General features: G+C 45.3%; 16 protein-coding genes. 8 read left to right on the top strand and 8 right to left on the bottom strand.

Annotation, left to right across the window (positions count from 1 at the left end; translation table 11 throughout):
- Positions 1-290: 290 nt before the first annotated feature.
- The 4 genes from ACRRSW_RS01725 to ACRRSW_RS01710 form a co-directional block, all read right to left on the bottom strand.
- Positions 291-1373, bottom strand: coding sequence for an ABC transporter ATP-binding protein (locus ACRRSW_RS01725; RefSeq protein ID WP_432460705.1), 1083 nt, complete (start codon positions 1371-1373; stop codon positions 291-293).
- 43 nt (positions 1374-1416) lie between these two features.
- On the bottom strand, positions 1417-2229 hold the full coding sequence (locus tag ACRRSW_RS01720; RefSeq protein WP_432454916.1) for a carbohydrate ABC transporter permease: 813 nt from the start codon (positions 2227-2229) through the stop codon (positions 1417-1419).
- A gap of 1 nt (position 2230) precedes the next feature.
- Complete coding sequence (locus ACRRSW_RS01715; RefSeq protein WP_432454917.1) at positions 2231-3115, bottom strand: carbohydrate ABC transporter permease; 885 nt, start codon at positions 3113-3115, stop codon at positions 2231-2233.
- A 75-nt stretch (positions 3116-3190) separates the two neighbouring features.
- Positions 3191-4432 carry an ABC transporter substrate-binding protein gene (locus tag ACRRSW_RS01710; RefSeq protein WP_432454918.1) on the bottom strand — a complete coding sequence of 414 codons (1242 nt, stop codon included), beginning with the start codon at positions 4430-4432 and terminating at the stop codon, positions 3191-3193.
- Between the two features lie 377 nt (positions 4433-4809).
- On the opposite strand from ACRRSW_RS01710, the gene ACRRSW_RS01705 reads away from it, so the two are divergent.
- The 4 genes from ACRRSW_RS01705 to iolG all read left to right on the top strand — a co-directional run bounded on the left by ACRRSW_RS01705 (position 4810) and on the right by iolG (position 10524).
- Complete coding sequence (locus tag ACRRSW_RS01705) at positions 4810-5850, top strand: LacI family DNA-binding transcriptional regulator (RefSeq protein WP_432460704.1); 1041 nt, start codon at positions 4810-4812, stop codon at positions 5848-5850.
- 403 nt (positions 5851-6253) lie between these two features.
- Complete coding sequence (locus ACRRSW_RS01700) at positions 6254-7990, top strand: HD domain-containing phosphohydrolase (protein WP_432454921.1); 1737 nt, start codon at positions 6254-6256, stop codon at positions 7988-7990.
- A 613-nt stretch (positions 7991-8603) separates the two neighbouring features.
- Complete coding sequence (gene iolB, locus ACRRSW_RS01695; RefSeq protein ID WP_432454922.1) at positions 8604-9422, top strand: 5-deoxy-glucuronate isomerase; 819 nt, start codon at positions 8604-8606, stop codon at positions 9420-9422.
- Between the two features lie 118 nt (positions 9423-9540).
- Entirely contained in the window at positions 9541-10524 is a 984-nt protein-coding gene (gene iolG, locus ACRRSW_RS01690) for an inositol 2-dehydrogenase (protein WP_432454923.1), read from the top strand.
- Positions 10525-10623: 99 nt separating this feature from the next.
- Here iolG and ACRRSW_RS01685 read toward each other — a convergent pair whose 3' ends face one another.
- From ACRRSW_RS01685 to ACRRSW_RS01670, 4 genes are all read right to left on the bottom strand, one after another.
- Positions 10624-11451: a MurR/RpiR family transcriptional regulator gene (locus tag ACRRSW_RS01685; RefSeq protein WP_432454924.1), complete on the bottom strand. Its 828-nt coding sequence runs from the start codon at positions 11449-11451 to the stop codon at positions 10624-10626.
- A gap of 230 nt (positions 11452-11681) precedes the next feature.
- On the bottom strand, positions 11682-12701 hold the full coding sequence (locus tag ACRRSW_RS01680) for an ABC transporter permease (RefSeq protein ID WP_432460703.1): 1020 nt from the start codon (positions 12699-12701) through the stop codon (positions 11682-11684).
- Positions 12702-12759: 58 nt separating this feature from the next.
- Positions 12760-14253 carry a sugar ABC transporter ATP-binding protein gene (locus ACRRSW_RS01675; RefSeq protein ID WP_432460702.1) on the bottom strand — a complete coding sequence of 498 codons (1494 nt, stop codon included), beginning with the start codon at positions 14251-14253 and terminating at the stop codon, positions 12760-12762.
- 160 nt (positions 14254-14413) lie between these two features.
- Positions 14414-15421 carry a sugar ABC transporter substrate-binding protein gene (locus ACRRSW_RS01670; protein ID WP_432454927.1) on the bottom strand — a complete coding sequence of 336 codons (1008 nt, stop codon included), beginning with the start codon at positions 15419-15421 and terminating at the stop codon, positions 14414-14416.
- Positions 15422-16019: 598 nt separating this feature from the next.
- Between ACRRSW_RS01670 and ACRRSW_RS01665 the strand changes: the two genes are divergently transcribed.
- Genes ACRRSW_RS01665 through ACRRSW_RS01650 form a run of 4 tightly spaced genes read left to right on the top strand, consistent with a single transcriptional unit; the run spans position 16020 to position 22237 of the window.
- Positions 16020-17927 carry a bifunctional 5-dehydro-2-deoxygluconokinase/5-dehydro-2-deoxyphosphogluconate aldolase gene (locus ACRRSW_RS01665; RefSeq protein WP_432460701.1) on the top strand — a complete coding sequence of 636 codons (1908 nt, stop codon included), beginning with the start codon at positions 16020-16022 and terminating at the stop codon, positions 17925-17927.
- Positions 17928-17939: 12 nt separating this feature from the next.
- A complete protein-coding gene (gene iolD / locus ACRRSW_RS01660; protein WP_432460700.1) occupies positions 17940-19793 on the top strand; it encodes a 3D-(3,5/4)-trihydroxycyclohexane-1,2-dione acylhydrolase (decyclizing) in 1854 nt (617 codons plus the stop codon).
- A 16-nt stretch (positions 19794-19809) separates the two neighbouring features.
- Positions 19810-20706 carry a myo-inosose-2 dehydratase gene (iolE, locus tag ACRRSW_RS01655; protein ID WP_432454930.1) on the top strand — a complete coding sequence of 299 codons (897 nt, stop codon included), beginning with the start codon at positions 19810-19812 and terminating at the stop codon, positions 20704-20706.
- Positions 20707-20725: 19 nt separating this feature from the next.
- Positions 20726-22237, top strand: coding sequence for a CoA-acylating methylmalonate-semialdehyde dehydrogenase (locus ACRRSW_RS01650; RefSeq protein ID WP_432460699.1), 1512 nt, complete (start codon positions 20726-20728; stop codon positions 22235-22237).
- Positions 22238-22555 lie beyond the last annotated feature (318 nt).

Raw genomic sequence — 22555 nt, 5'->3', positions numbered from 1 at the left:
TTTACCGATATTATTAAGTAGCGCTCTACTTTAAAATTCATATTTTAAGAAACACTGTTTCAAGAAAAAGCAAGAAACTGTAGAAGGAACGAAGCGTACGCTTTACATATTAGCATTTAAAATCAATCAGATGACTTTCGAAACGTCTTTTTGAATATTAGAGGATTAGACGCTCCATGAACTTGAAATAAAAAAAGACCCTACATTATAAGTGAAGGGCCAAAGACAAAAAGAATTAAGCCAATAGAATATAAAATACGAGACTTAAGGCATATTAGTAAAGGGGCTATTTATATTCGAACACCATCTTTATCAAACAAATGACATTCATTACTACTAAATGTCAAATTGAAATTATCATTCTCTTCAGATAATTCTCGGTCACGAGGTAAGTGCACTTTAAAATGTTCAACACCACAAGCTTGACCAAACATATAAGTACTATTACCCAACCTCTCAACTAAATCACACTGAAAACGAAAACGAACATCCCCTTCTCCTTCGACTTCTAAATGCTCTGGACGGATCCCTAATTTAACACCTTGACCCGGATGAACATTCGCAACATTTGTGTCGATAAGTAATTGCTGCTTATCCAAAGTACTTAAAGTGACATGATGACCATTCACTTGTTCAACACGAGCCGGAATAAAATTCATCTTAGGTGAACCGATAAACCCTGCAACAAATTGATTCGACGGACGATGGTATAAATCCATTGGTGTTCCAACTTGTTCGATATTGCCATCTTTTAAAACCACAATTTTGTCGGCCAATGTCATCGCTTCCACCTGATCATGAGTCACGTAGATCATGGTGGTTTTTAGTTTTTTATGTAGCTTGGATATTTCGATCCGCATATCCACTCGTAATTCTGCATCAAGGTTAGAAAGCGGCTCATCAAATAAAAATACCTTAGGGTCGCGCACTATAGCCCGGCCAATCGCGACTCGCTGACGCTGCCCTCCAGATAATTCTTTCGGCTTACGTTCCAGTAAATGACTGATTTGCAAAACTTCAGCAGCCTCAGCAACCAATTTATTGACCTTATCTTTAGGATGCCCATTCATCCGTAGGCCAAATCCCATGTTTTGCTCAACGCTGAGATGAGGGTAAAGAGCGTAAGACTGAAACACCATTGCCACACCGCGCTCAGAGGGATCCTTTTGGTTGACCAAGTCCTGACCAATATAGATATCTCCATCGCTGATCGATTCCAAGCCGGCAATCAATCGCAGCAGCGTCGATTTACCACAGCCCGATGGTCCAACAAAGACCACAAACTCACCATCCTCAACCTGTAAATCTATGCCATGAATAGTTTCAAGCTTACCAAAACGTTTGATGACTTTTTTTAACTGTATATCAGCCATAATAAATCCTATCTTTTAATCCTAAATGCTTGGAGTACACAGCCTACTTAACAGCCCCAGTCATACTCGCCACAAACTGTTTCTGCATGGCAAAGAAAATAAATAAACTCGGTAAGGTAGAGATAACCGTTGCTATCATGATCAAACCGAAATCTGGGGTATAAGCAGAAATAAAACCAGACAACACCAAATTAATTGTTTTCAACTCGCTCGATTGCAACACAATCAGCGGCCACAAAAAGGCATTCCACGAAGCCATAAACACAATAATGAAGGCTGCGGCATAACTAGACTTCATGATTGGCATATACACAAAGGTAAAGATCTTCCATTCCTTCACACCATCGACCCTAGCCGCATCAATCAATTCTCGGGGGAAAACTTTAGTGCACTGACGAAAGTAGAAGATGATAAAAGCACCGGATACCGTTGGTAAAATTACCGCAAAATGGGTATTCAATAACCCAGCCTTAGCAAACATAGTGAACAAGGGGATCATTAATGCGGCAAAAGGGATCATCATGGTTGCCAACAACGCGACATAAACGCGATCTCGAGCCTTACTTTTAAAAACTTCGAAGGCATAACCCGCCAACGAACAAATCAGTAAAGTAAAGATAGTGCTAAGAATGGCGATTTTGCTGGTGTTCCAAAAAACCCGAGCAACATCAATCTGATCCGTTAAGTTGTTGAAATTGACCATCAGCTGGTCGCCAAAGCTCAATTTACCACTATTGATCTGTGAGCTACTGTTAGTACTAGACACCAGCATCCAATAGAAAGGAAACAAAGAAACAAAGGTCATCACAATTAAAAAGCCATACATTGCGATACGACCAAATCGAAATTTAATCAAATTATTTATCCTTAGCGACTTTAAATTGGATCAATGCAAGCACAGCAGCAAAAGTAACAATCACGTAAGATACGGTTGCTGCATAACCAAAGTTAGGTACAAACTTAAACGATAAGTTATAGATGTACATCGACAAGGTCATCGTCGAATTTGCAGGCCCGCCACTGGTGATGTTAACCACCTCATCAAAGAGTTGCAGAGTCCCTATGGTCGAGGTAATACTGGTAAACAAAATCACAGGTTTTAATAAGGGGATAGTAATAAAGAAAAACTGTTTAATAGGGTTAACCCCGTCAATTCTTGCCGCTTCATAAATGGACTTATCGATATTTTGCATCGCCGCCAAATAGAAGATCATGTTGTAACCCGTCCAGCGCCAAGTAATCGCGATAATAATGGTCACTTTTGCCCAAAACGGATCCGATAACCACGGAATTGGGTCGGCAATAATCCCAGTCCATAACAGAGCGACATTCAGTACACCATCAAAACCAAACATGCTCTTAAACAAAATCGAATAGGCTACTAATGATGTCACACAGGGTAAAAATATCGCGAGTCGAAACCAACTACGAAATTTCAATTGAGGAGCGTTTAAACAAGATGATAAAGCTAGCGATAACAGGATCATGATCGGCACCTGCACCACTAAGAAGATTAAGGTGTTACATAAAGCTTGCTTAAATACGGGGTCATAAAATAATCGAATAACATTACCGAACCCGACAAACTTAGTCACCACCCCCTTACCCGAATGGAGAGATAACCATAACGAGCTTACGATGGGGTACAAAGTCATCAATGCCACTAAACCCACGGCAATACTTACAAATAGCCAGCCATTAATATCGTACATACGATGGAGCTTGGCTTGTGTTCTAGACATCGAAACACCTTCCAGAAAAAAGCGACTTAAAAGTTGAATGCGAAGGCCACGAAAGTGACCTTTTAACCGCCTTACTTATTGAATTTGGTACTTAAGATTATTATTTAAGCTTTCCAATATCTCATCTACTGGCGTACCAGAAAGTAATGATGGGATCAGAGCCGACAAAGCATTGTCCACTTCTTGGGTATACATACCGTAAGGTACTTTCGGGATCTGAGCGACCCACTTGGAAAAGTCGCCATAGACTTTTTGTCCGCCAAAGAAGGCATCATCGACTTGGTAGGCTTTACCCGTTTTAGCTGGCAAATAAGTACTTAAAGCCCCCCGCTCAACTAACAATTTCTGGTACATATCAACATCGCCACCAAAGGTTTTATCCAAAAAGTCGATGGCCAATTGAGGCTGTTTACCCGCACTCAATACGTACCAGCTAGAACCACCTTGGTTAGAAGCATGAACGGAATTGGCCAGATTCAATTTAGGGATCGGTGCGACACCCCATTGACCAGATTGGCTGGCTTCACTTTTCACTGAGCCAATCATCCACACGCCAGAAGTCACCGAAGCAACCTTGCCGCTGTTGAAGCTACCCACAAAATCAGACCAGCCCGATACCGGACGAACAATTTTTGCATCATGGATCGCTTTCACTGTTTTCAATGCTTCTTTTAAAGCCTTGTTATGCAAAATGTTCAAACTACCATCATGATTAAAGAACCACTCGCCACCCGACTGCATCAAAATATGGATAAACACGGTGTCTTGAATATCAAACCCCATCATATATTTGCCTGTGGTTTGCTTCACTTTCTTACCGATATCGATGTACTCATCCCAACTGATACTTTGCAAATCATCGGCACTGATTCCCGCCTGCTTCAACAAGTCACGGCGATAAAACAACCCCGCTACCCCTGAATCAAAAGGCAAGCCATACACGTCTTGACCAACAGTCATCACTTCGACTTTGTAAGGTGCAAATTGACGATAGTCAACCACCGACTGCATAGCTTGAAACGAACCGGGGTAGGCATTCAAATATTTTTGAGCGTTGTAATCTTCGATCAATACAATATCAGGTAGGGCAGACGTCACGCCCGAGGCTAGCATGGTGTGTAATTTTTGCTCCACATCTTCTTTACCTGAAGCAATCACATTTAAGGTAAAATCAGGATGATCTTTTTGATAAACGCTTGCCGCTTCCTTCAATGCTGCAACGTTAAAATTAGGATCCCAAGCCCATGCCGTAATTTCAGTGGCTTGAACACTACAGCTAGCTAAAGCTGCAATACTTAATAGTTGCAAACGATTCATCTCTCCAATCTCCATACTGAATGCTGAATGACAATAGTGGTAACGTTTACATTATTAAGCTTACGATGAGTGCTTACAACATCTAGCAAATTTCATTTCGGCCTAAAAGCGCGTGGCATCACATCTTTTGTAGTTTTTATGCGAAATATAAAACAAGGACGGCAATTCACAGGTAAAAATTTACTAAATTTTACCTTCAACTGAGAAATACAACAAAATGCCAACAAATAACCAACAAACATGCTGTTCTATCACTCGAAATAAGATAATTTATTTGCCGAGGGGGAATCAACTTGGAACCCACCACTAGTTTAATCGTATACTGCTACCTCTAGAGCAATCCGCTAGATATCTGAAGGATTCGAAGAGATTAAAATATGGCAAAACTCAGCGATATCTCGAAAATGACCGGAGTTTCACCGTCAACGGTGTCGCGCGTCATTAATCAAGATCCAACCTTATCGATTAGTCATGACAAACGTGAAAAAATATTAGAGGTAGCCGCCAACCTAGCTTACCTTTCACCTAGGCAGCGTAGACAAAACCAACCCGAGCAGCAACGTATTATTGCTCGGGCCAATTACCAACGCGGCCACCAAAGCCCAATTCAACTGTGCGTGGTTTATCATCATTCCGCTGAGCAAGAGTTAGATGACCCCTATTTCACCTATATTCGCCTTGGTCTAGAACACAAATGCCAAATGCATGACATCACGCTTAAACGAGTATTTAAAAAAGACTTATCGAAGCATGAACGGGAACTGAGCCAGTCAAATGGCGTGATTTGTGTCGGTAACTTTACCGATGCAGAGATCGACTATATATTGTCGCTTAATGCCCAGTTGGTCTGCGTTGATTATTCCCCCAACGCATTAAATGTCGATACGGTCTTATGTGATCGAACCAAAGCTGCTGAATTCGTGGTCAACACCATGCTGAAAAATGGCACGCAACGGCCAGCCTTTATTGGTAATCAAGATGAGCGACTCCAAGTTTTTAGAGCTTTAACCCAACAACAAGGGCTCTACGATGCCGCACGCTGCATCGTCAGTGAACGCTTTTGTATCGACTCTGGTTTTGATGGCATGAACAAAATGTTAAGAAATTGTACGGCGCCCGATATACTATTTGCTGCAACCGACATTGTCGCAATGGGCGCGATTAAGGCGATTCATCAACATGGAATAAGGATTCCTGAAGATATTCAAGTGATTAGCATTAATGACATCCCAAGTGCAGAACATCTACATCCCAGTTTATCCACCTTACGACTCTACCCCCACGATATGGGAGAAACGGCAGTATCACTGCTGCTTGAACGGTTCGAAGGGCGGTGCGTGAGTAAATCAGTGATCGTCGGTTTTCAATTTATTTGGCGTGATAGTTTTTTGAAAAACAAAAGTAATAAGTCTAAATAGACGTTTCAATCCGGCATAAAGCCAACAAAAAGGAAAACGATTACCCCGAATGTATCATCCATTTGAATAAAATTGTAACCTTCACGCTGAGAAGAGAACTAATTTTGAGTCATAAATAACAAATGACTGCAAAAATTGTAAGACTTTGATATAGCTTTTATTCTTCAGTTAAAAATAGCTTGCTCAAGTCGATTTATACTGAGATATTAAATTGATAATACAAATCGTCAGTCTTGTTCACGCATGAAAACCGTCGATTTTAATCAGTAAACCGTTAACTAGAGACAAAGCTCCCATTTTCAGGGATATTGATTCGCTGAGTGAGGCATTAGTCATATGCACTGCTGAATCAGCACCTATGTGCCTTTCATTGACCACACTAAGTTATAAGGAGACAACTTAAGTGAAGGAGCTTCTGCGCTATTGTTTGCTACTGACTCTCTGTCTTGCCTGCCCAACCAGCTACGCCGCAGAAGGAAAGCAGCACATTCTGGTATTACATTCTTATGACTCAGATTATGAATGGACCCGAGAATTTCAACGAGGCATTAGAGACGCAGCCGATGCTGCAACCCACCCACTTAAGCTATCCGTCGAGTATATCGATAGTAAACGTTTATACTCCCAAGCCTACTATCAGAAACTAAAAGAATATCTGGCAATAAAGTACCAAAATTATCATTTTGACGGAGTACTGCTTACCGACGATAACGCCCTTCGCTTTTTCAAGCGTTTAGATATTCCCAATCTGAAAAATCTACCCACCGTTGCGGCAGGCATTGGTGATTTCGAAGCCACTCTCAGCCCGACCACAAACAAAGGTACCGTCCTTTTTGAACTCGACAATATTCAAGAAAATTTAGCACTCATTATTAGACTCAGGCCTAAGTTGAAACAACTTTATTATCTGGCTGATTCCGGGGTTTCCTCTGAGCTATTAAGAACGCGCATTATGACTGCCTTAAAAGGCTTACCCAACTTAAAATTAGTCGAAATAAGGGATAAAACGCTGCAACAAACCAGCAATATTCTCGCTCAGATATCCCCTGATGATGCAGTGTTATTAACTCACTTTAATACCGAAGTGAGCAACAACATTTATCATGGCTATACCAAGACCGCACTAGAACTATCCGCAGCTAGCAAAGCCCCTATATTTGTACTTTGGAACTTTTACCTCAAAGGAGATGTATTAGGAGGCTACGTCAACGGCTCCTACAAGCAAGGCGTGCAAATGCTGGATATTTTGGGGCGACAATTGCCAAAACCAGTTAAGACCCCCATCGAAGTAAACTCCGATCAAGCGCCAGTATTTCAATACCACGCCTTAAAAAAATACCAAATCGACGAATCATTATTGCCAACAAACTCAAAGGTAATCGGTCGACCGATTTCATTTTGGGAACGCAATCACCTGCTGTTTTTTATCGCGGGTAGCATTATCTTTGCTCTCGTTTTAGTGATTGTGCTACTCAGTTATCTGCTTAAACGTCGCCAAGAAATGAGTAAAAAAGATAAGCAGATCGTTAACCTACAAAGCCAAACACTGCAGATCCAAAAAAAATTAATTCATGTGCTAGGTAACTCGATTGAAACCCGCTCGGGGGAAACAGGCAACCATGTGAAGCGAGTGGCCAAACTTTCGGCTCACCTCGGTAAACTGATAGGGCTTTCGGCCAGAGATTGCGAAGTATTAGAAATTATTAGCCCGATGCACGATGTAGGAAAAATTGGTATTCCAGAAGCGATTTTAAATAAACCTGGGCGGCTCAGCGCTGAAGAAAGATCATTAATGGAGACCCATACCCAAATTGGCTACCAACTGCTACATAATGACGATGGCGATATCATTGCGTTGGCGGCCATTGTCGCGCTAGAACATCACGAACATTGGAATGGCAACGGTTATCCACATAAAAAGTCAGGAGAAAAGATCCATATTTACTCCAGAATTACGGCGATTGCTGATGTATTCGACGCATTAAAAAGCCAACGTTGCTATAAAGATGCCTGGCCTCTCGAACAAGTCATCGAGTATTTCGAACAAAGTAAAGGTGCACAATTTGACCCAAACTTGATTGATCTTTTTCTAGAGAACATTGATGAATTTGTGTCGATACGAAATCTATATCCCGACTAAGGCATTAAGGCAGCGCCTTCAGCGGAAACATAATCTTAAATGAGGCTCCTTTCCTAGGATAGGGCTACAACGGATTTTTCCTTGTAGTCCTATCACTTCACCGATGTAGCTATAAAGATTGAAGCAACTCAGCTCTTCGCCCGAGACATCAACTGCAAGCTGTTTAAAGCCACTGAGCTTTCAAAGGAATCTCAAGAGCTAAATAATCTGCTTCGCCAATTTAAATTAAAGCGCTAAACAACGAAACGAATACGCAACAAGCCAGCTGTTATACAAGGTGGCTTGCTCAGCCTCAATGTAACTTCCTGTCCATGGTTTAATATTCTCCTGTCAATCCCCTGAATTTAATCGATGGTCAAATCCGCCAATTTATACCGCACCTTAAACAGCACTATGCCGCTAGCCCATCCTTCGTTGTTTACACCAACCATCGATAGATGCGCTTCAAGCAATCGCCAATCAAATCGGCGCTAACAAATGTGGTGGCTTTGTTTAAAACTTGTTAAATAGCCCACAAAAAATCATCAAATACAAAATTAACAATGAAATTTTAATTCCATATAGCTAGAGTAATGAAAAATACATTTTATCTTAATCGATGGAGTATTCACTTATGCCTCGCTTGTTATCTAAATATCAACCCCACAACAATCAAGGATTAGTCCAAGAGATCACCCCCCAATCGGCAGGTTGGCAATATGTTGGTTTTAAAGTCTATGAACGGCAACGGGGTGAATCGTTTACCCTAGACGCAAGCGACAATGAAAAATGTTTGGTGTTGGTCTCTGGGCGGGCAACCATCAAAACCCCACAACAAACCTTCGCTAATATTGGCGACCGTATGAGTCCCTTTGAAAAGAAAAAACCCTATGCTGTCTATGTCGCTATCAACGAAGCGGTGACCATTGTTGCGAATAGCAAGCTTGAGTTGGCTGTCTGCGAAGCACCCGGAAAAGGAAATTATCCAACACGACTGATCACACCAGCGCATATTGATGCAGAGCATCGAGGCCAAGGCAGAAATCAACGTTATGTTCACAATATTCTCCCCGATAGCAAAGAAGCCGATAGCCTGCTAGTGGTAGAAGTTTACACCGAAGAAGGTTGTACCAGTTCGTATCCCAGCCATAAGCACGATCAAGATGCCGAGCCTAACGAAACCTATTTGGAAGAAACCTACTATCACCGCCTCAATCCACCGCAAGGCTTTTGCATGCAACGAGTTTACACCGATGATCGTGAGCTCGATGAATCTATGGCAGTCTATGACAAAGACGTGGTGATGGTGCCCAAGGGTTATCATCCGGTAGCGACAATTGCTGGCTATAACAGTTACTACTTAAATGTAATGGCAGGACCCACTCGAAAATGGTTATTTGCATGGGAAAAAGATCACGCTTGGATTAACTCTGCAAGCTATGTCAGCGCATAACTCGAGGCAACAATGAAGCTTCAATTAATTTATGTAAGGCCCCCATTACCCAAACGTAAACCCGCTCAATTATGTTCAACGGTGGGTTTTCTTCTGTCACACCCGTAAGGAGCACAACATGTTTAATATCGCACTGTTCGGTGCAGGACGGATTGGACAAGTCCATGCTGTCAATATTGCCAATCATCCACAAACACGCTTGTATTCGGTGATCGACCCCTATGATGTGAATGCCGAGCAACTCTGCCAGCAGTATGGCGCGCAACGTCAGACTCTTGAACTAGCCATGCAAGATGAGCAGATCCATGGCGTATGTATTTGTTCAGCAACAGACACCCACGCCGATTTAATAGAACTTGCCGCCAAAGCAGGGAAAGCGATCTTCTGTGAGAAACCGATTGACTTAGATATCAGCCGTGTCCGCGATTGCCTGGCCGTAGTGAAAACCCATCAAGTACCGATCCTAGTAGGCTTTAACCGCCGCTACGATCCTCAATTTCGGGCATTAAAACAGCAGTTGGACCAAGGCGCGATTGGCGCACCAGCCACCCTCACGATTACCTCGCGGGATCCTGAGCCACCACCAGCCGAATATAGTCAAGTGTCTGGCGGCATCTTCCGAGACATGACGATTCATGATTTGGATATGGCCCGTTTTATTCTCGGGGAAGACCCGCTGTCAATTTCAGCGCATGGCAGTTGTAAAGTCGATCCTGCGATTGGTGAAGCGGGTGATATCGATACTGCGGTACTGATCCTCAACTTCCCCTCGGGAGCCATGGCGGTCATCCAAAATAGCCGTCGCTCAGGCTATGGCTACGATCAGCGACTCGAGTTACATGGCGAACTCGGGATGCTTCAAGCCGAAAACCAACGAGAAAGTCTGGTGAGCCAGTGGACACATACCGGGCAACATGCAGCAAAACCGATGCTTTTCTTTCTTGAACGCTATAAGGACGCTTACATTGCAGAGTGGCAACACTTTGTGGATGTGCTGAATGGCGCAAGCCCAGAATGTTCAGGCGATGATGGGGAATTGGCACTAAAAATGGCAGATGCCGCTTTACTATCGCTCAAGTCAGGTATGACTGTGGCCCTATAAGCGCCTCCTACCAGACAAGGCTTGAGATTCAAACAATTTTTTCTGTCGATAAAAACAAGCAAAGCCGCGTACACGGCTTTGCTTGTTCTCTCAATCACTTTACTCTCGCTCTTCAAAGGCCATTGAAACCGCCAGCGTTTGCGCCAAACAAAGCGATGCAGATTGAGAACGAAACGCGTCAACTTTAGCTTCTTTCACCACAAAACAGACATCACTAAATGAGGCCAAAGGGCTGATCTGACTATCGGTAATCACAATTTGCTGTGCCCCCGCTTTAGATGCAACTTCACTCAGCATCACCGTTTCTTGAGCGTAAGGACTAAAACTAATCGCCACCACGGCGTCTTTTGGGCCAATCATACTCAATTGTTCTTTAAACATCCCCCCCAAGCCATCGATTAAAAATGCCCGTTTATTGAGATGCCGGAAAGCATAAGTCAAATAAGAAGCCACGTTAAACGAACGACGTAGACCAATCAGATAGATATTTTCCGCACGCTGTAAGATATCAACCGCCTGCTGCAGGTTTTCTTCGGAAATTTGCGACACTAAGTGATTCATCGCCTGACAGTTTGCCCGGGCGAATTCTTCCAAAATCCCCTTCGGCGTTTCCGGTGGTAACGGGTCACTTTCCAGCTGTTTATATAAACGCGCCCGATCGGTATAACTGGTTGTCTCTTCAACTAAATTACGACGAAACAACTGTTTCATATCGTTAAAACCACTAAAACCAAAGGCATTGGCAAACCGAATCAGTGTAGATGGCGGCACTTCCGCTTGCTGCGCAATGACAGCCACCGTATCAAAGGCAACACTATTCGAATTATCAAGGATATACTTAGCAACTTGCTGGAGACGTTTACTCAGATCCGCGTAATTATGACGAATATGTTCCTGCAGTTCACTCAGCGAATCGGCAGCTTTCATTAGACTCTCCTGAACTAAAAATTGAAATACATTTTCCGTAAATATACCGTATACCAAAAGTAAATGAAATTTTTGTTTCGAAATGTGTTTGATATAAGGAATGGATTGAAACAACAAAGAGAGCGATGAGACGGAATAGAATAGCAGCTCAATTATCGATTATCGGAACGAATGTAGGATCATTGCCATCAAACTGATCCTACATCATCTCACTTAGATACCGACAGAACTTAGTGTCCCTTACGGTGACGTTTCATATCAAACATAACGGCACCAATGATCACCAAGCCTTTAACAATTTGCTGCCAATATGCGGAGATATTCAGCAAGTCGAGACCGTTTTGTAAAACCCCCATTATCATGGTTCCGATAATAGTTCCCTGAATAGTACCAATACCACCGGCATGAGAAACACCACCAACCGTCGCAGCCGCAATCGCGTCTAGCTCGTACATCACCCCTAAACCCGGTTGACCCGAGTTAATGCGAGCAGAGAGGATCAAAGCCGCAATCCCTGCCAGCGTGCCGGCATAGGTATACACCAAAATCTTGTACTTTGTGACATTAATACCCGATACATAAGCGGCAGTCTCGTTGCCACCAATCGCGTAAGCGTACTTACCAAATCGGGTATAGTTCAACAAAATGTAGGATAACACTGCAAGTGCAATGAAAATCAGGATCGGTACCGGGATCCCTAGAATATTCCCCTGGCCAATCCATTGGTAGGAACTTGTCAGGCTGCTAATCGGGCGGCCATCGGAATACAACAGCGCAGCGCCACGAGCAACGATCATCATCCCCAAAGTCGCAATAAAGGGCGGGAGCCTGGTATAGGCAATCAAGGCACCATTAATGTAACCACACACTGCGCCGACCGCTAATGCCGCTAGAATTGGAACAATAACCGGCAGTTCCGGCATATTAGGATACATCCGCATCCCCCAATCGATAGTTTGCGCCATACTGGCAGACACCACCGCAGCCACCGCCAAAACAGATCCCGAAGAAAGGTCGATGCCGCGGGTGATAATAATAATTGTCACACCCAAGGCCAACAGACCAACACTGGCCATCTGAGTCGCAACGTTCAATAAATTAGCAACCGAAAGAAACACCGGTGATAAAATCGACATCACGATACACATGGCGACAAAGACGACATAAATCGCGTACTTAGAAACAAAACGTTTCATATTGTTGTTCGACGCCTCAACACTGGGGCTCGCCTTAAGCAGTTTCGCAATCATCACTCTATTCCTTAAATAGTTTTTCTAGCTACTTAGCTTTCTTTTCACACTCTGAAAGCTAGCTCAGCGCCATCGTCATAATTTTTTGTTGGGAGGCATCAGATCCTGCGACGGCACCTTTAAGCTGACCTTCATGCATCACCAGAATATGATCACTCATCCCCATCACTTCTGGCAGTTCGGATGAGATCATCACCAGACTCTTCCCCATTCCCGTTAGTAAGCGCATTAATTTGTAAATTTCTGATTTCGCACCAACATCGATACCGCGAGTCGGTTCATCAAGAAACAAAATGTCCGGCTTGGTCAGCATCCAACGCGCCAGCAATACTTTTTGTTGATTTCCACCACTGAGGTTATCGATGGTTTCATGCATATCAGGGGTTTTAACCTTGAGCTTCTTACAGTGCTCGGCACTATCGGTACGCATTTTCCGAACATCTAAGACATTCACTACTTTGTTACGGTAGGCATCGAGGTGGGCAATCGAGGTATTGGCAAAGATATCCAGCATCAGGTACAAGCCCGATTGGCGTCGATCTTCGGTCAAAAATGCCATTTTATGGCGAATCGCATCTTGCGGTGTTTTAATATCCACCTCGTTGCCATTGATACGAATCAAGCCCGCATCTTTTTGACGCACCCCAAACAAGGTTTCAATTAGCTCGGTTCGTCCCGCGCCAACTAATCCTGCGATCCCGAGGATCTCTCCCTCACGAAGATCAAAGCTAACATTCTCAAATGAACCTTTAACCGTCAGATCACGCACTTCTAAGCGAGTTTTGCCCGGTTTAGCGGTTGGTGGTGGAAAAACATCCCCCAGATCTCGCCCCACCATCATTTGCACCAATTCGTCATTATTCGTGTCTTTGGCCTCGCGTTCACCGATAAAGCACCCGTCACGAAACACCGTGATATCATCGCAAATACGAAAAATCTCATCCATTTTGTGGCTAATATAAACCACCGCACAACCTCGAGACTTCAGCATATCGATGATCTTAAATAGGTGAGCGACTTCTTTATCGGTCAGCGCCGAAGTCGGTTCATCCATAATGATAATCTCTGAGTTGTAGGAAATGGCCTTGGCAATCTCCACCATTTGTATGGTGGCCACCGTCAGATCGACCATCGGCGTTCTTGGATCTAAATGAAGATCGAGTTTTTCCAACAAGGCTTCTGTATCACGATACATTTTTGGATGGTCAATCAGTTTTAACGGGCCTTTTAACGGCTCCCGTCCTAACCATATGTTTTCAGCAATACTACGGTGGAGGATCGGCGATAACTCCTGATGAATCATCGAAACCCCAGCTTCTAAGGCATCTTTAGCCCCAGAAAATTCAACCGCTTTTCCTCGATAAAAAATGTTGCCACTATCGCGTTGATAAATACCAAACATCACCTTCATCAGTGTGGATTTACCAGCGCCATTTTCTCCCATCAAGGCCATAACGCGACCTTCTCTTAAGGTTAACCGAACATTGTCTAATGCTTTGACACCCGGAAAACTCTTGGTGATACCACGCATTTCGAGTAAAACTTGACTCATATTGAATACTCCCCAAAGGGCTCCACCACAGCAACTATAGAAACATGGGATAGAGCCACAACATAAATGACTAGCGTGTGACCAAGCTAAACAAGCCGCTGCGCGCTTTAAACATTGGCTTGTCTAGATTGGTATCACGTGAGCGTTTGCGACGCACAATTTAGCTTTTATGTTTGGCTTCAAAGGCAGCCAAATTATCTTTGGTGACGAGTTCTGCTGGGATCCAAGTAATCTGCTCATGCGGTTTCCCTTTTACAGCATCAACCGCAGTATCAATCGCCGCACGGGCTTGACCCGAACCGTCTTGGAATACCGTGGCATTCAACGCACCACTTTTAACCGCCGTCAAACCATCGGGTGTTGCATCAACACCAACCACTAGTGTGTCATCAAGTTTACCGGCGGCTTGCAAGGCCTGAATGGCACCCAAAGCCATGTCATCATTGTTGGCTAAAATGATGTCGAGCTTATCGCCAGAATTCAGCCAGTTTTCCATGACCGACATCCCTTGGGTACGCTGCCATAAACCGGTTTGTTTACGTACCACCTTAAACTTAGGTTTATCGGCGAAATAATCTTCGACACCCTTGGTTCGCATAATCGCCGCTTCTTGAGTCAACATCCCCATTAAGATCCCAACATTGCCACCTTCTTTAGCTTTCGCGGCATAGGCTGCTTGAGTTTCACCAAACTTCAACTCTTCGGATCCCACATAAGACACTCCTTGCGGGAGGTAAGAAGGACGACGATTCAAATAAACCAGTTTAATACCCGCCTTCACGATGCTATCAGTCATCGGCTGCGTTGCTTCGGTGTTCACTGGCACTAAGACAATCGCATCCATTTTCTGAACAATAAAGTTTTCAACCTGACCCAATTGTTTGGCGGTGTCTTCCTTCGCATCAACAAACAACAGTTCAACTTTTCCATTTTGCTGCTTTGCATATTTGTCCATGGCATCTTTCATATACACCATGAAGGTATCGTCAAAATTAGGGATCGCCACACCGATCCGGGTGACATCACTTTTCGCCTCTTCTTGACCACAAGCCGTCAGCAGCAAAAAGCCTGCGACAACCAAAACACCTTTAAGCATAGAGAAGCTCATTGTCATGAGTTGTCTCACGGGACTAAGCCCCCGGGTGAGGTATTGTTTAAATGATGGCATGAATATCTCCTTTGTTATTGATCAACCATCAGGACTCAAAATGAAATTTTCATTTCATATTGAACGATAGAACGTCCTGTATTTCATACAAAAATTTCAATTCTTATGGCGTATAACCTAGTAAAAGCCTTGCCGAAAGTCTTGAATAGTAATTATTTTCCCTTGGTATTGAACTATAAAATGATGTTGTAAATATAACCAGCCCCAATGTTTCTTAATTGTTAAAAGTGTTAAGCTGGTCTCATTGAAATTTATATTCCATTTTAAAAATAATAGATAACTAATTGTTTTACATTCATTTAAAGTTGTAAATGGTAATTGCGAGGATTTATTATTGTTACCGATAAATCTTTGTGGAATTTTCATTCCACTTATTGAAGTCTCGTTTTAGGCGATAATTGCGAGTCAGAAATGAAATCATTTGCCCTTCGATTTTATGGTAATGAACGAAAAACAGATCACCGATCACACTTCAGATTAAATATTTCGATTTAATTTTGATTCGAAACGTATATTTCACATAAGGTGTAAGATAAAGCGGATGCTAGCTAAGTATCCTAGGTGAGAAACCAACACGTTTTTAAGGAGTGACGAAACAATGAAGGCTCTTGATAAGAAGCTTGATCTGATTTGTATGGGGCGAGTGGCGGTTGACTTCTATGGTCAACAAATAGGCGCACGTTTGGAAGATATGGGCTCTTTTTCCAAATACTTAGGCGGATCTTCCGGGAATGTCGCCTATGGGACCGCCCGCCAAGGACTGAAGTCTTCAATGTTCGCACGGGTTGGTGATGAACACATGGGACGTTTCTTACGTGAAGAACTACAGCGTGTGGGCGTTGATACCAGTCACCTTATCACCGATAAAGAACGCCTCACAGCACTAGTTATTTTGGGTATTAAAGATGAAGACACCTTCCCGCTCATTTTCTATCGTGACAACTGCGCCGATATGGCGATTCGTGCAGATGATGTCGACGAAGGCTATATTGCCTCCGCCCGATGCTTAGCAATTACCGGGACTCACCTGTCTCACCCAAACACACGCGAAGCCGTAATAACCGCTCTCAAATATGCGCGTAAACACGGCGTAAAAACCGCACTGGATATTGATTATCGACCGGTGCTTTGGGGCCTTACATCACTGGGTGATGGAGAGACACGCTTTATCCAATCAACGGAAGTTACCCGCCAATTACAAGAGGTATTAGGTTTATTCGACCTGATTGTCGGGACAGAGGAAGAGATCCATATTGCCGGAGGGTCAACCGACACCCTTAACGCGTTAACAAGCGTCCGTGAAGTATCCAATGCAACGCTTGTTTGCAAACGCGGAACCTTGGGGTGCTCAATATTTACCGAAGCTATCCCCAACAATCTAGATGCAGGTATTAACGCCTTAGGCGTACAAGTGGATGTATTAAACGTACTTGGCGCTGGCGATGCCTTTATGTCCGGCTTATTACGCGGTTACCTAAATGATGAAAGCTGGCAACAAGCGGGCGCTTACGCCAATGCCTGCGGTGCCTTAGTGGTGTCACGCCACGGTTGCGCGCCAGCGATGCCTAGTAAAGAAGAGCTCGATGATTATCTGTCGCGTGCCGCAGTAGTGCCACGTCCAGATTTAGATCCACACTTAAACCATCTCCACCGCGTCACTACCCGCGATAGAAGCTGGGGAGAGTTATGCATATTGGCCTTTGATCACCGGATCCAGTTTGTCGAAATGGCGCGTGAAGCAGGTGCCGACCTCAGCCTTATTGCTCCCCTAAAGCAATTGATTTTTAAAGCTTGCCAAGAAGTTACCGCAGAAGCAGAGCTACAAGGAAAAGCAGGCATTCTATGTGATAGCCGCTTTGGTCAAAGGGTATTAAATGAAGTCACCGGAAGCGACTGGTGGATTGCCAGACCGGTAGAGCTTCCAGGTTCACGACCACTGGCGATGGAACACGGCAATATTGGTTCACAACTCATCGAATGGCCGCTGGAGCACATCGTAAAATGTTTAGTGTTCTTTCATCCAGAAGATGCCCACCCACTGCGCCTCGCACAGGAGAAGCAGATCCAAGAGGTGTACGCCGCCTGTTGTCAATCGGGCCATGAAATGCTGTTAGAAGTCATTCTACCCGCCGATATGGCTCGTAACGACTCGCTGTACCTGCGCGCCATGCAGCGCTTCTATAACTTGGGAGTGAAACCAGATTGGTGGAAACTTCCACCCATGCAAAGCGATAGCTGGCGACAAATTGAAACGCTCATCGCAGAACGCGATCCCCACTGTCACGGGGTGGTCCTACTTGGTCTAGATGCTCCCGAAGAAGAATTACGAGCAGGCTTTAATCAAGCCGCACCCAGCAAACTAGTTAAAGGCTTTGCGGTGGGGCGCACCATTTTTGGCAAGCCTGCACAAGCTTGGCTGGCGGGGGAAATTGGCGCCCAACAACTGAACCAACAGATCAAACGCAATTACCATAGCCTAATACGCATGTGGCGTGAACGCGGCTAAGAGGAAATTCAGATGACAACAGCAAAAACCGTGCGTTTAACCATGGCTCAAGCCTTGGTGAAGTTTATGCAGGCACAGAAAGTTGAGATTGACGGTGAAATTCAAGCGATTTTCCACGGGGTATTTGCCATTTTTGGCCACGGTAATGTCGCCGGACTAGGCGAAGCCCTGTATCACGTCAACGACAGCTTACCAACTTATCGAGCCCATAATGAACAGGCGATGGCTCACAGTGCCATCGCTTTTGCTAAAGCAAATAATCGCCGACGCATGATGGCCGCAACCAGTTCGGTCGGTCCAGGGGCTCTGAATATGGTCACCGCAGCCGCTCTCGCCCATGTAAATCGGCTGCCGATTTTACTGTTACCGGGTGATACCTTTGCCACTCGCGAACCCGATCCGGTATTACAGCAAATCGAAAACTGGAGCGATGCCACCATCACGCCCAACGATTGCTTCAAACCGGTCAGTCGTTTTTTCGATCGCATCACCCGGCCAGAACAATTGCTCAACAGCTTACCGCAAGCGATGCGAGTACTCACCGATCCGGTCGAATGTGGACCAGTCACCTTGGCGCTACCACAAGATGTGCAAACCATGGCCTTTGACTACCCCGAGCATTTCTTTGCCGAGAAAATTCATCATGTTCGCCGCATGGGAGCCGACGAATTTGAACTAGCCCAAGCAGTGGCGTTGCTACAACAGGCCAAGCAACCACTGGTGATCGCAGGAGGAGGGATTCACTACTCCGAAGCCACCGCCGAATTTAAAGCCTTTGTCGAAGCTTATCAGCTGCCAGTTGGTGAAACCCAGGCAGGTAAGGGTGCTTTACCTTGGGATCACGTCTGCAACCTGGGGTCGATTGGCGTCACTGGTTCCGAAGCCGTCAACCACCTGGCCAAAGAAGCCGACGTGGTGATTGCTGTTGGCACCCGTTTGCAAGACTTCACCTCTAGTTCGCGGGCCTTGTTCAAGGCCGATGCTCGCATCATATCCATTAATATCAACGGCTTCGACGCCAGCAAACATTACAGCCAAGCCTTGGTTGCAGATGCTAAACGGGTTCTACCGCTGCTACAAACGGCATTAGACGGTTGGAGCAGCACTGCCGACTGGCGCGACCAAGCCGAACAGTACCGTCAGCAATGGAATCAAACCGTATCGATTGCCATGACCGATCGCCACAGCTCTCTGCCTACCGATGCAGAAGTGATTGGGGCGGTGAACCGCAGCGCTGACGAGCAAGATATCGTGGTATGTGCCGCCGGTGGCTTACCCGGTGAACTGCATAAGCTATGGCGTACCCGCTACGACAAAGGTTATCACCTCGAATATGGCTTCTCTTGTATGGGCTACGAAATTGCCGGGGGTCTTGGGGTTAAAATGGCAAAACCAGAATCGGAAATCTTTGTGATGGTCGGCGACGGCTCTTACCTAATGCTTAATTCTGAAATTGCCACTTCGGTGATGCTGGGGCAGAAGCTGATTATTGTGGTTCTTGATAATCGCGGTTATGGCTGTATCAACCGTTTACAACAAGCTTGTGGCGGCGCCGGGTTTAATAATCTACTGCAAGATTGTAATAGCGTCGAACAGGGTGCCCCAAAAACCGATTTTGCGGCGCATGCCCGTTCGTTAGGTGCACAGGCTGAGCAAGTGACCAACATTTCAGCGCTTGAACAAGCTTTACAGCGCGCGAAGGCTTCTCCCATTAGCTATGTGATTAGCTTGGACACCGATCCACTTAGCACCACGGAATCGGGCGGTTCCTGGTGGGAAGTGGCGATACCGGAAGTCTCGGTTCGCGAACCCGTTCGCGCCGCACGTCAACGCTATGAAGCAGCAAAACAACGTCAAATAATTTAATAGGAGGGCAGCAATAATGACCGTACAAATTGGAATTAACCCACTCACCTGGACCAATGATGATCTACCGTCTTTAGGTGCCGAAACCCCCTTAGAAACTTGCCTCTCAGAAGGTGTATTAGCTGGTTTCAGTGGATTTGAGTTGGGAAATAAATTCCCTCGTGAAGCCAGTGTATTAGGCCCCATTCTTGCCCAACACCAGCTTCAATTAGTCTCGGGGTGGTATTCGGGAGAGCTGCTAAGCCGTAGCGTGGAGCAAGAAATTGAGGCAGTTCAAGACCATCTCACCTTACTTCGCGAACTCGGAGCCAAGGTGATGGTATTTGCCGAGGTCACCCACTGTATCCACGGTAAACAAGACACCCCAGTCCACCTTCGTCCGCAATTCCCAGCCGAGCAATGGCAGGACTATGGTAAGAAGCTCACCGAATTTGCACGCTACACCCGAAGCCAGGGGGTTCAGGTTGCCTATCACCATCATATGGGAACGGTGATTGAATCAGCCGCAGATATCGACCAACTAATGCAACACACCGGGGATGAAGTCGGCTTATTGCTGGATACTGGTCATCTTGTGTTTGCTGGTGACGACCCGCTGAAAGTCGCTAAAAAATGGGCCCATCGGATCAATCATGTCCATACCAAAGACATTCGTCTGGATATCCTCGCTGATGTTAAAAACCGTAAAACCAGCTTTCTTGACGCGGTCCTAGATGGTGTTTTTACCGTTCCTGGAGACGGTGGTGTGGACTATCCGCCGATTCTGCAAGTCTTGGCTGCACATCAATATCAAGGCTGGCTGGTGGTCGAAGCAGAACAAGATCCTGCCATTGCGCATCCCCTCACCTACGCCAAGTTGGGTTACAAAAATCTCAATCAAATGGCCGCTGATGCTGGCTTATTCAATCACTAGGGCCAACTAAGGATTAATAATGGAAACCGTTCAGAATTTTATCCACGGTCAAATCCGTGAAACTCGCAGTCAGCGCTTGGCTGCTATCTACAATCCCGCGACTGGCGAGCAGACTAAACAAGTCGCCTTAAGCAGTGCGGAAGAAACTAGAGAAGCGATTGCCGCTGCCAAAAATGCCTTTCCTGCGTGGGCCAAAACTTCGCCTTTAAAACGCTCTCGAGTGATGTTCAAATTTAAAGGCTTACTGGAACAAAACATCGATCGCCTAGCTCGCGTGATCTCCAATGAACACGGTAAAATATACTCCGATGCCGTCGGCGAAGTCACTCGGGGTTTAGAGGTGGTTGAATTTGCTTGTGGTATTCCACATTTACAAAAAGGCGAACACTCTGCCAATGTCGGAACGGGTGTGGATAGTCATTCCTTAATGCAGCCGCTGGGAGTTTGCGTCGGGATTACACCATTCAACTTCCCCGCAATGGTGCCGATGTGGATGTTCCCGATCGCACTGGCAACCGGTAATAGCTTTGTACTAAAGCCTTCGGAAAAAGATCCCTCACTCAGCCTGATCATGGCAGAACTGCTCAAAGAGGCGGGACTCCCCGATGGCGTGTTTAATGTAGTCAACGGCGACAAACAAGCTGTCGATGTGCTATTAAGCGACCCTCGCGTGCAAGCGGTCAGCTTTGTTGGTTCCACCCCGATAGCCGAATATATTTACGCTACCGCATCTGCCCATGGTAAACGTTGTCAGGCCTTAGGCGGCGCCAAAAATCACTGTATCTTGATGCCCGATGCCGATCTGGAAATGGCAGCGAGTGCCATCATGGGAGCCGCTTTTGGCGCCGCAGGTGAGCGCTGCATGGCCCTGTCAGTGGCGGTTGTAGTTGGCGATGAAATTGGTGATGCCTTGCTTGAAAACCTGCAACATAAAATCGCCCAGATGCGAGTTGGACCGGGCATTGTCGATGGACCAGAAAACGACATGGGGCCGGTGATTTCCGAACCACATAAGCAGAAGATCTATCAATATATCAGCTCAGGGGAAAGCCAAGGGGCAAGCATTGTGGTAGACGGTCGAAACTTCAGCGTAGCTGGTCACGAGGCTGGTTATTTTGTGGGCCCAACTCTGATCGATCAGGTCACCCCGGAGATGACCCTCTATCAAGAAGAAATTTTTGGTCCGGTACTGGCAATTGTGCGTGTCAGCGATTACGACACTGCTCTGGCCCTAATCAATCGTCATGAGTACGGCAATGGCACCGCTATCTTTACCCGTGATGGTGAGACCGCCCGTCAGTTTAGTGAAGATGTTCAAGTCGGGATGATCGGCGTGAATGTGCCCATTCCAGTACCGATGGCCTTCCACAGTTTCGGGGGCTGGAAGCGCTCTATTTTTGGGCCGCTCAATGTCCACGGCAACGACGGAGTGCGCTTTTATACCCGTATGAAAACAGTTACCAGTCGTTGGCCAACTAGCGTCCGTTTAGAGCAACATAGCAGCACGTTTGTAATGCCAACCATGGATTAGTGAACCAAGCTGTCGTCCACGACTCATCAATACCCGGTTTACCGGGTATTTTTATCGGTAGCCGAAGAGAAATGCCCATCACTTTTAACTGATGGATAACGTAAAAGGAGGCCAAAACCAGACGACGCATACACTGCCGTTCAGCAGGTTTCATATCACGCCTGTGTCGGTTTATGCTCCCTACATCAAAGACAGTCTCAACTGATAATTCTTCAAAATCAACCAGCCTAATATCGAACGACCAGTCAAATCCTAGCCAGAGATGACAAACGGCGTTGTTGCCTAAATTAGAATGAACCTTTCGGGCTTTCCGCGATC

It is taken from the genome of Agarivorans sp. QJM3NY_25 (assembly GCF_050870875.2).
GTDB lineage: Bacteria > Pseudomonadota > Gammaproteobacteria > Enterobacterales > Celerinatantimonadaceae > Agarivorans.
The sequence above is the reverse complement of the archived record's forward strand: the minus strand, read 5'-3'. Positions and strand labels throughout refer to the sequence as shown.

Coding starts and splice junctions, on each gene's coding strand:
- ACRRSW_RS01725 (WP_432460705.1), bottom strand. CDS start 1,373: ATGGCTGATATACAGTTAAAAAAAGTCATCAAACGTTTTGGTAAGCTT.
- ACRRSW_RS01715 (WP_432454917.1), bottom strand. CDS start 3,115: ATGTCTAGAACACAAGCCAAGCTCCATCGTATGTACGATATTAATGGC.
- ACRRSW_RS01710 (WP_432454918.1), bottom strand. CDS start 4,432: ATGAATCGTTTGCAACTATTAAGTATTGCAGCTTTAGCTAGCTGTAGT.
- ACRRSW_RS01705 (WP_432460704.1), top strand. CDS start 4,810: ATGGCAAAACTCAGCGATATCTCGAAAATGACCGGAGTTTCACCGTCA.
- iolB (WP_432454922.1), top strand. CDS start 8,604: ATGCCTCGCTTGTTATCTAAATATCAACCCCACAACAATCAAGGATTA.
- iolG (WP_432454923.1), top strand. CDS start 9,541: ATGTTTAATATCGCACTGTTCGGTGCAGGACGGATTGGACAAGTCCAT.
- ACRRSW_RS01685 (WP_432454924.1), bottom strand. CDS start 11,451: ATGAAAGCTGCCGATTCGCTGAGTGAACTGCAGGAACATATTCGTCAT.
- ACRRSW_RS01680 (WP_432460703.1), bottom strand. CDS start 12,701: ATGATTGCGAAACTGCTTAAGGCGAGCCCCAGTGTTGAGGCGTCGAAC.
- ACRRSW_RS01675 (WP_432460702.1), bottom strand. CDS start 14,253: ATGAGTCAAGTTTTACTCGAAATGCGTGGTATCACCAAGAGTTTTCCG.
- ACRRSW_RS01670 (WP_432454927.1), bottom strand. CDS start 15,421: ATGCCATCATTTAAACAATACCTCACCCGGGGGCTTAGTCCCGTGAGA.
- ACRRSW_RS01665 (WP_432460701.1), top strand. CDS start 16,020: ATGAAGGCTCTTGATAAGAAGCTTGATCTGATTTGTATGGGGCGAGTG.
- iolD (WP_432460700.1), top strand. CDS start 17,940: ATGACAACAGCAAAAACCGTGCGTTTAACCATGGCTCAAGCCTTGGTG.
- iolE (WP_432454930.1), top strand. CDS start 19,810: ATGACCGTACAAATTGGAATTAACCCACTCACCTGGACCAATGATGAT.
- ACRRSW_RS01650 (WP_432460699.1), top strand. CDS start 20,726: ATGGAAACCGTTCAGAATTTTATCCACGGTCAAATCCGTGAAACTCGC.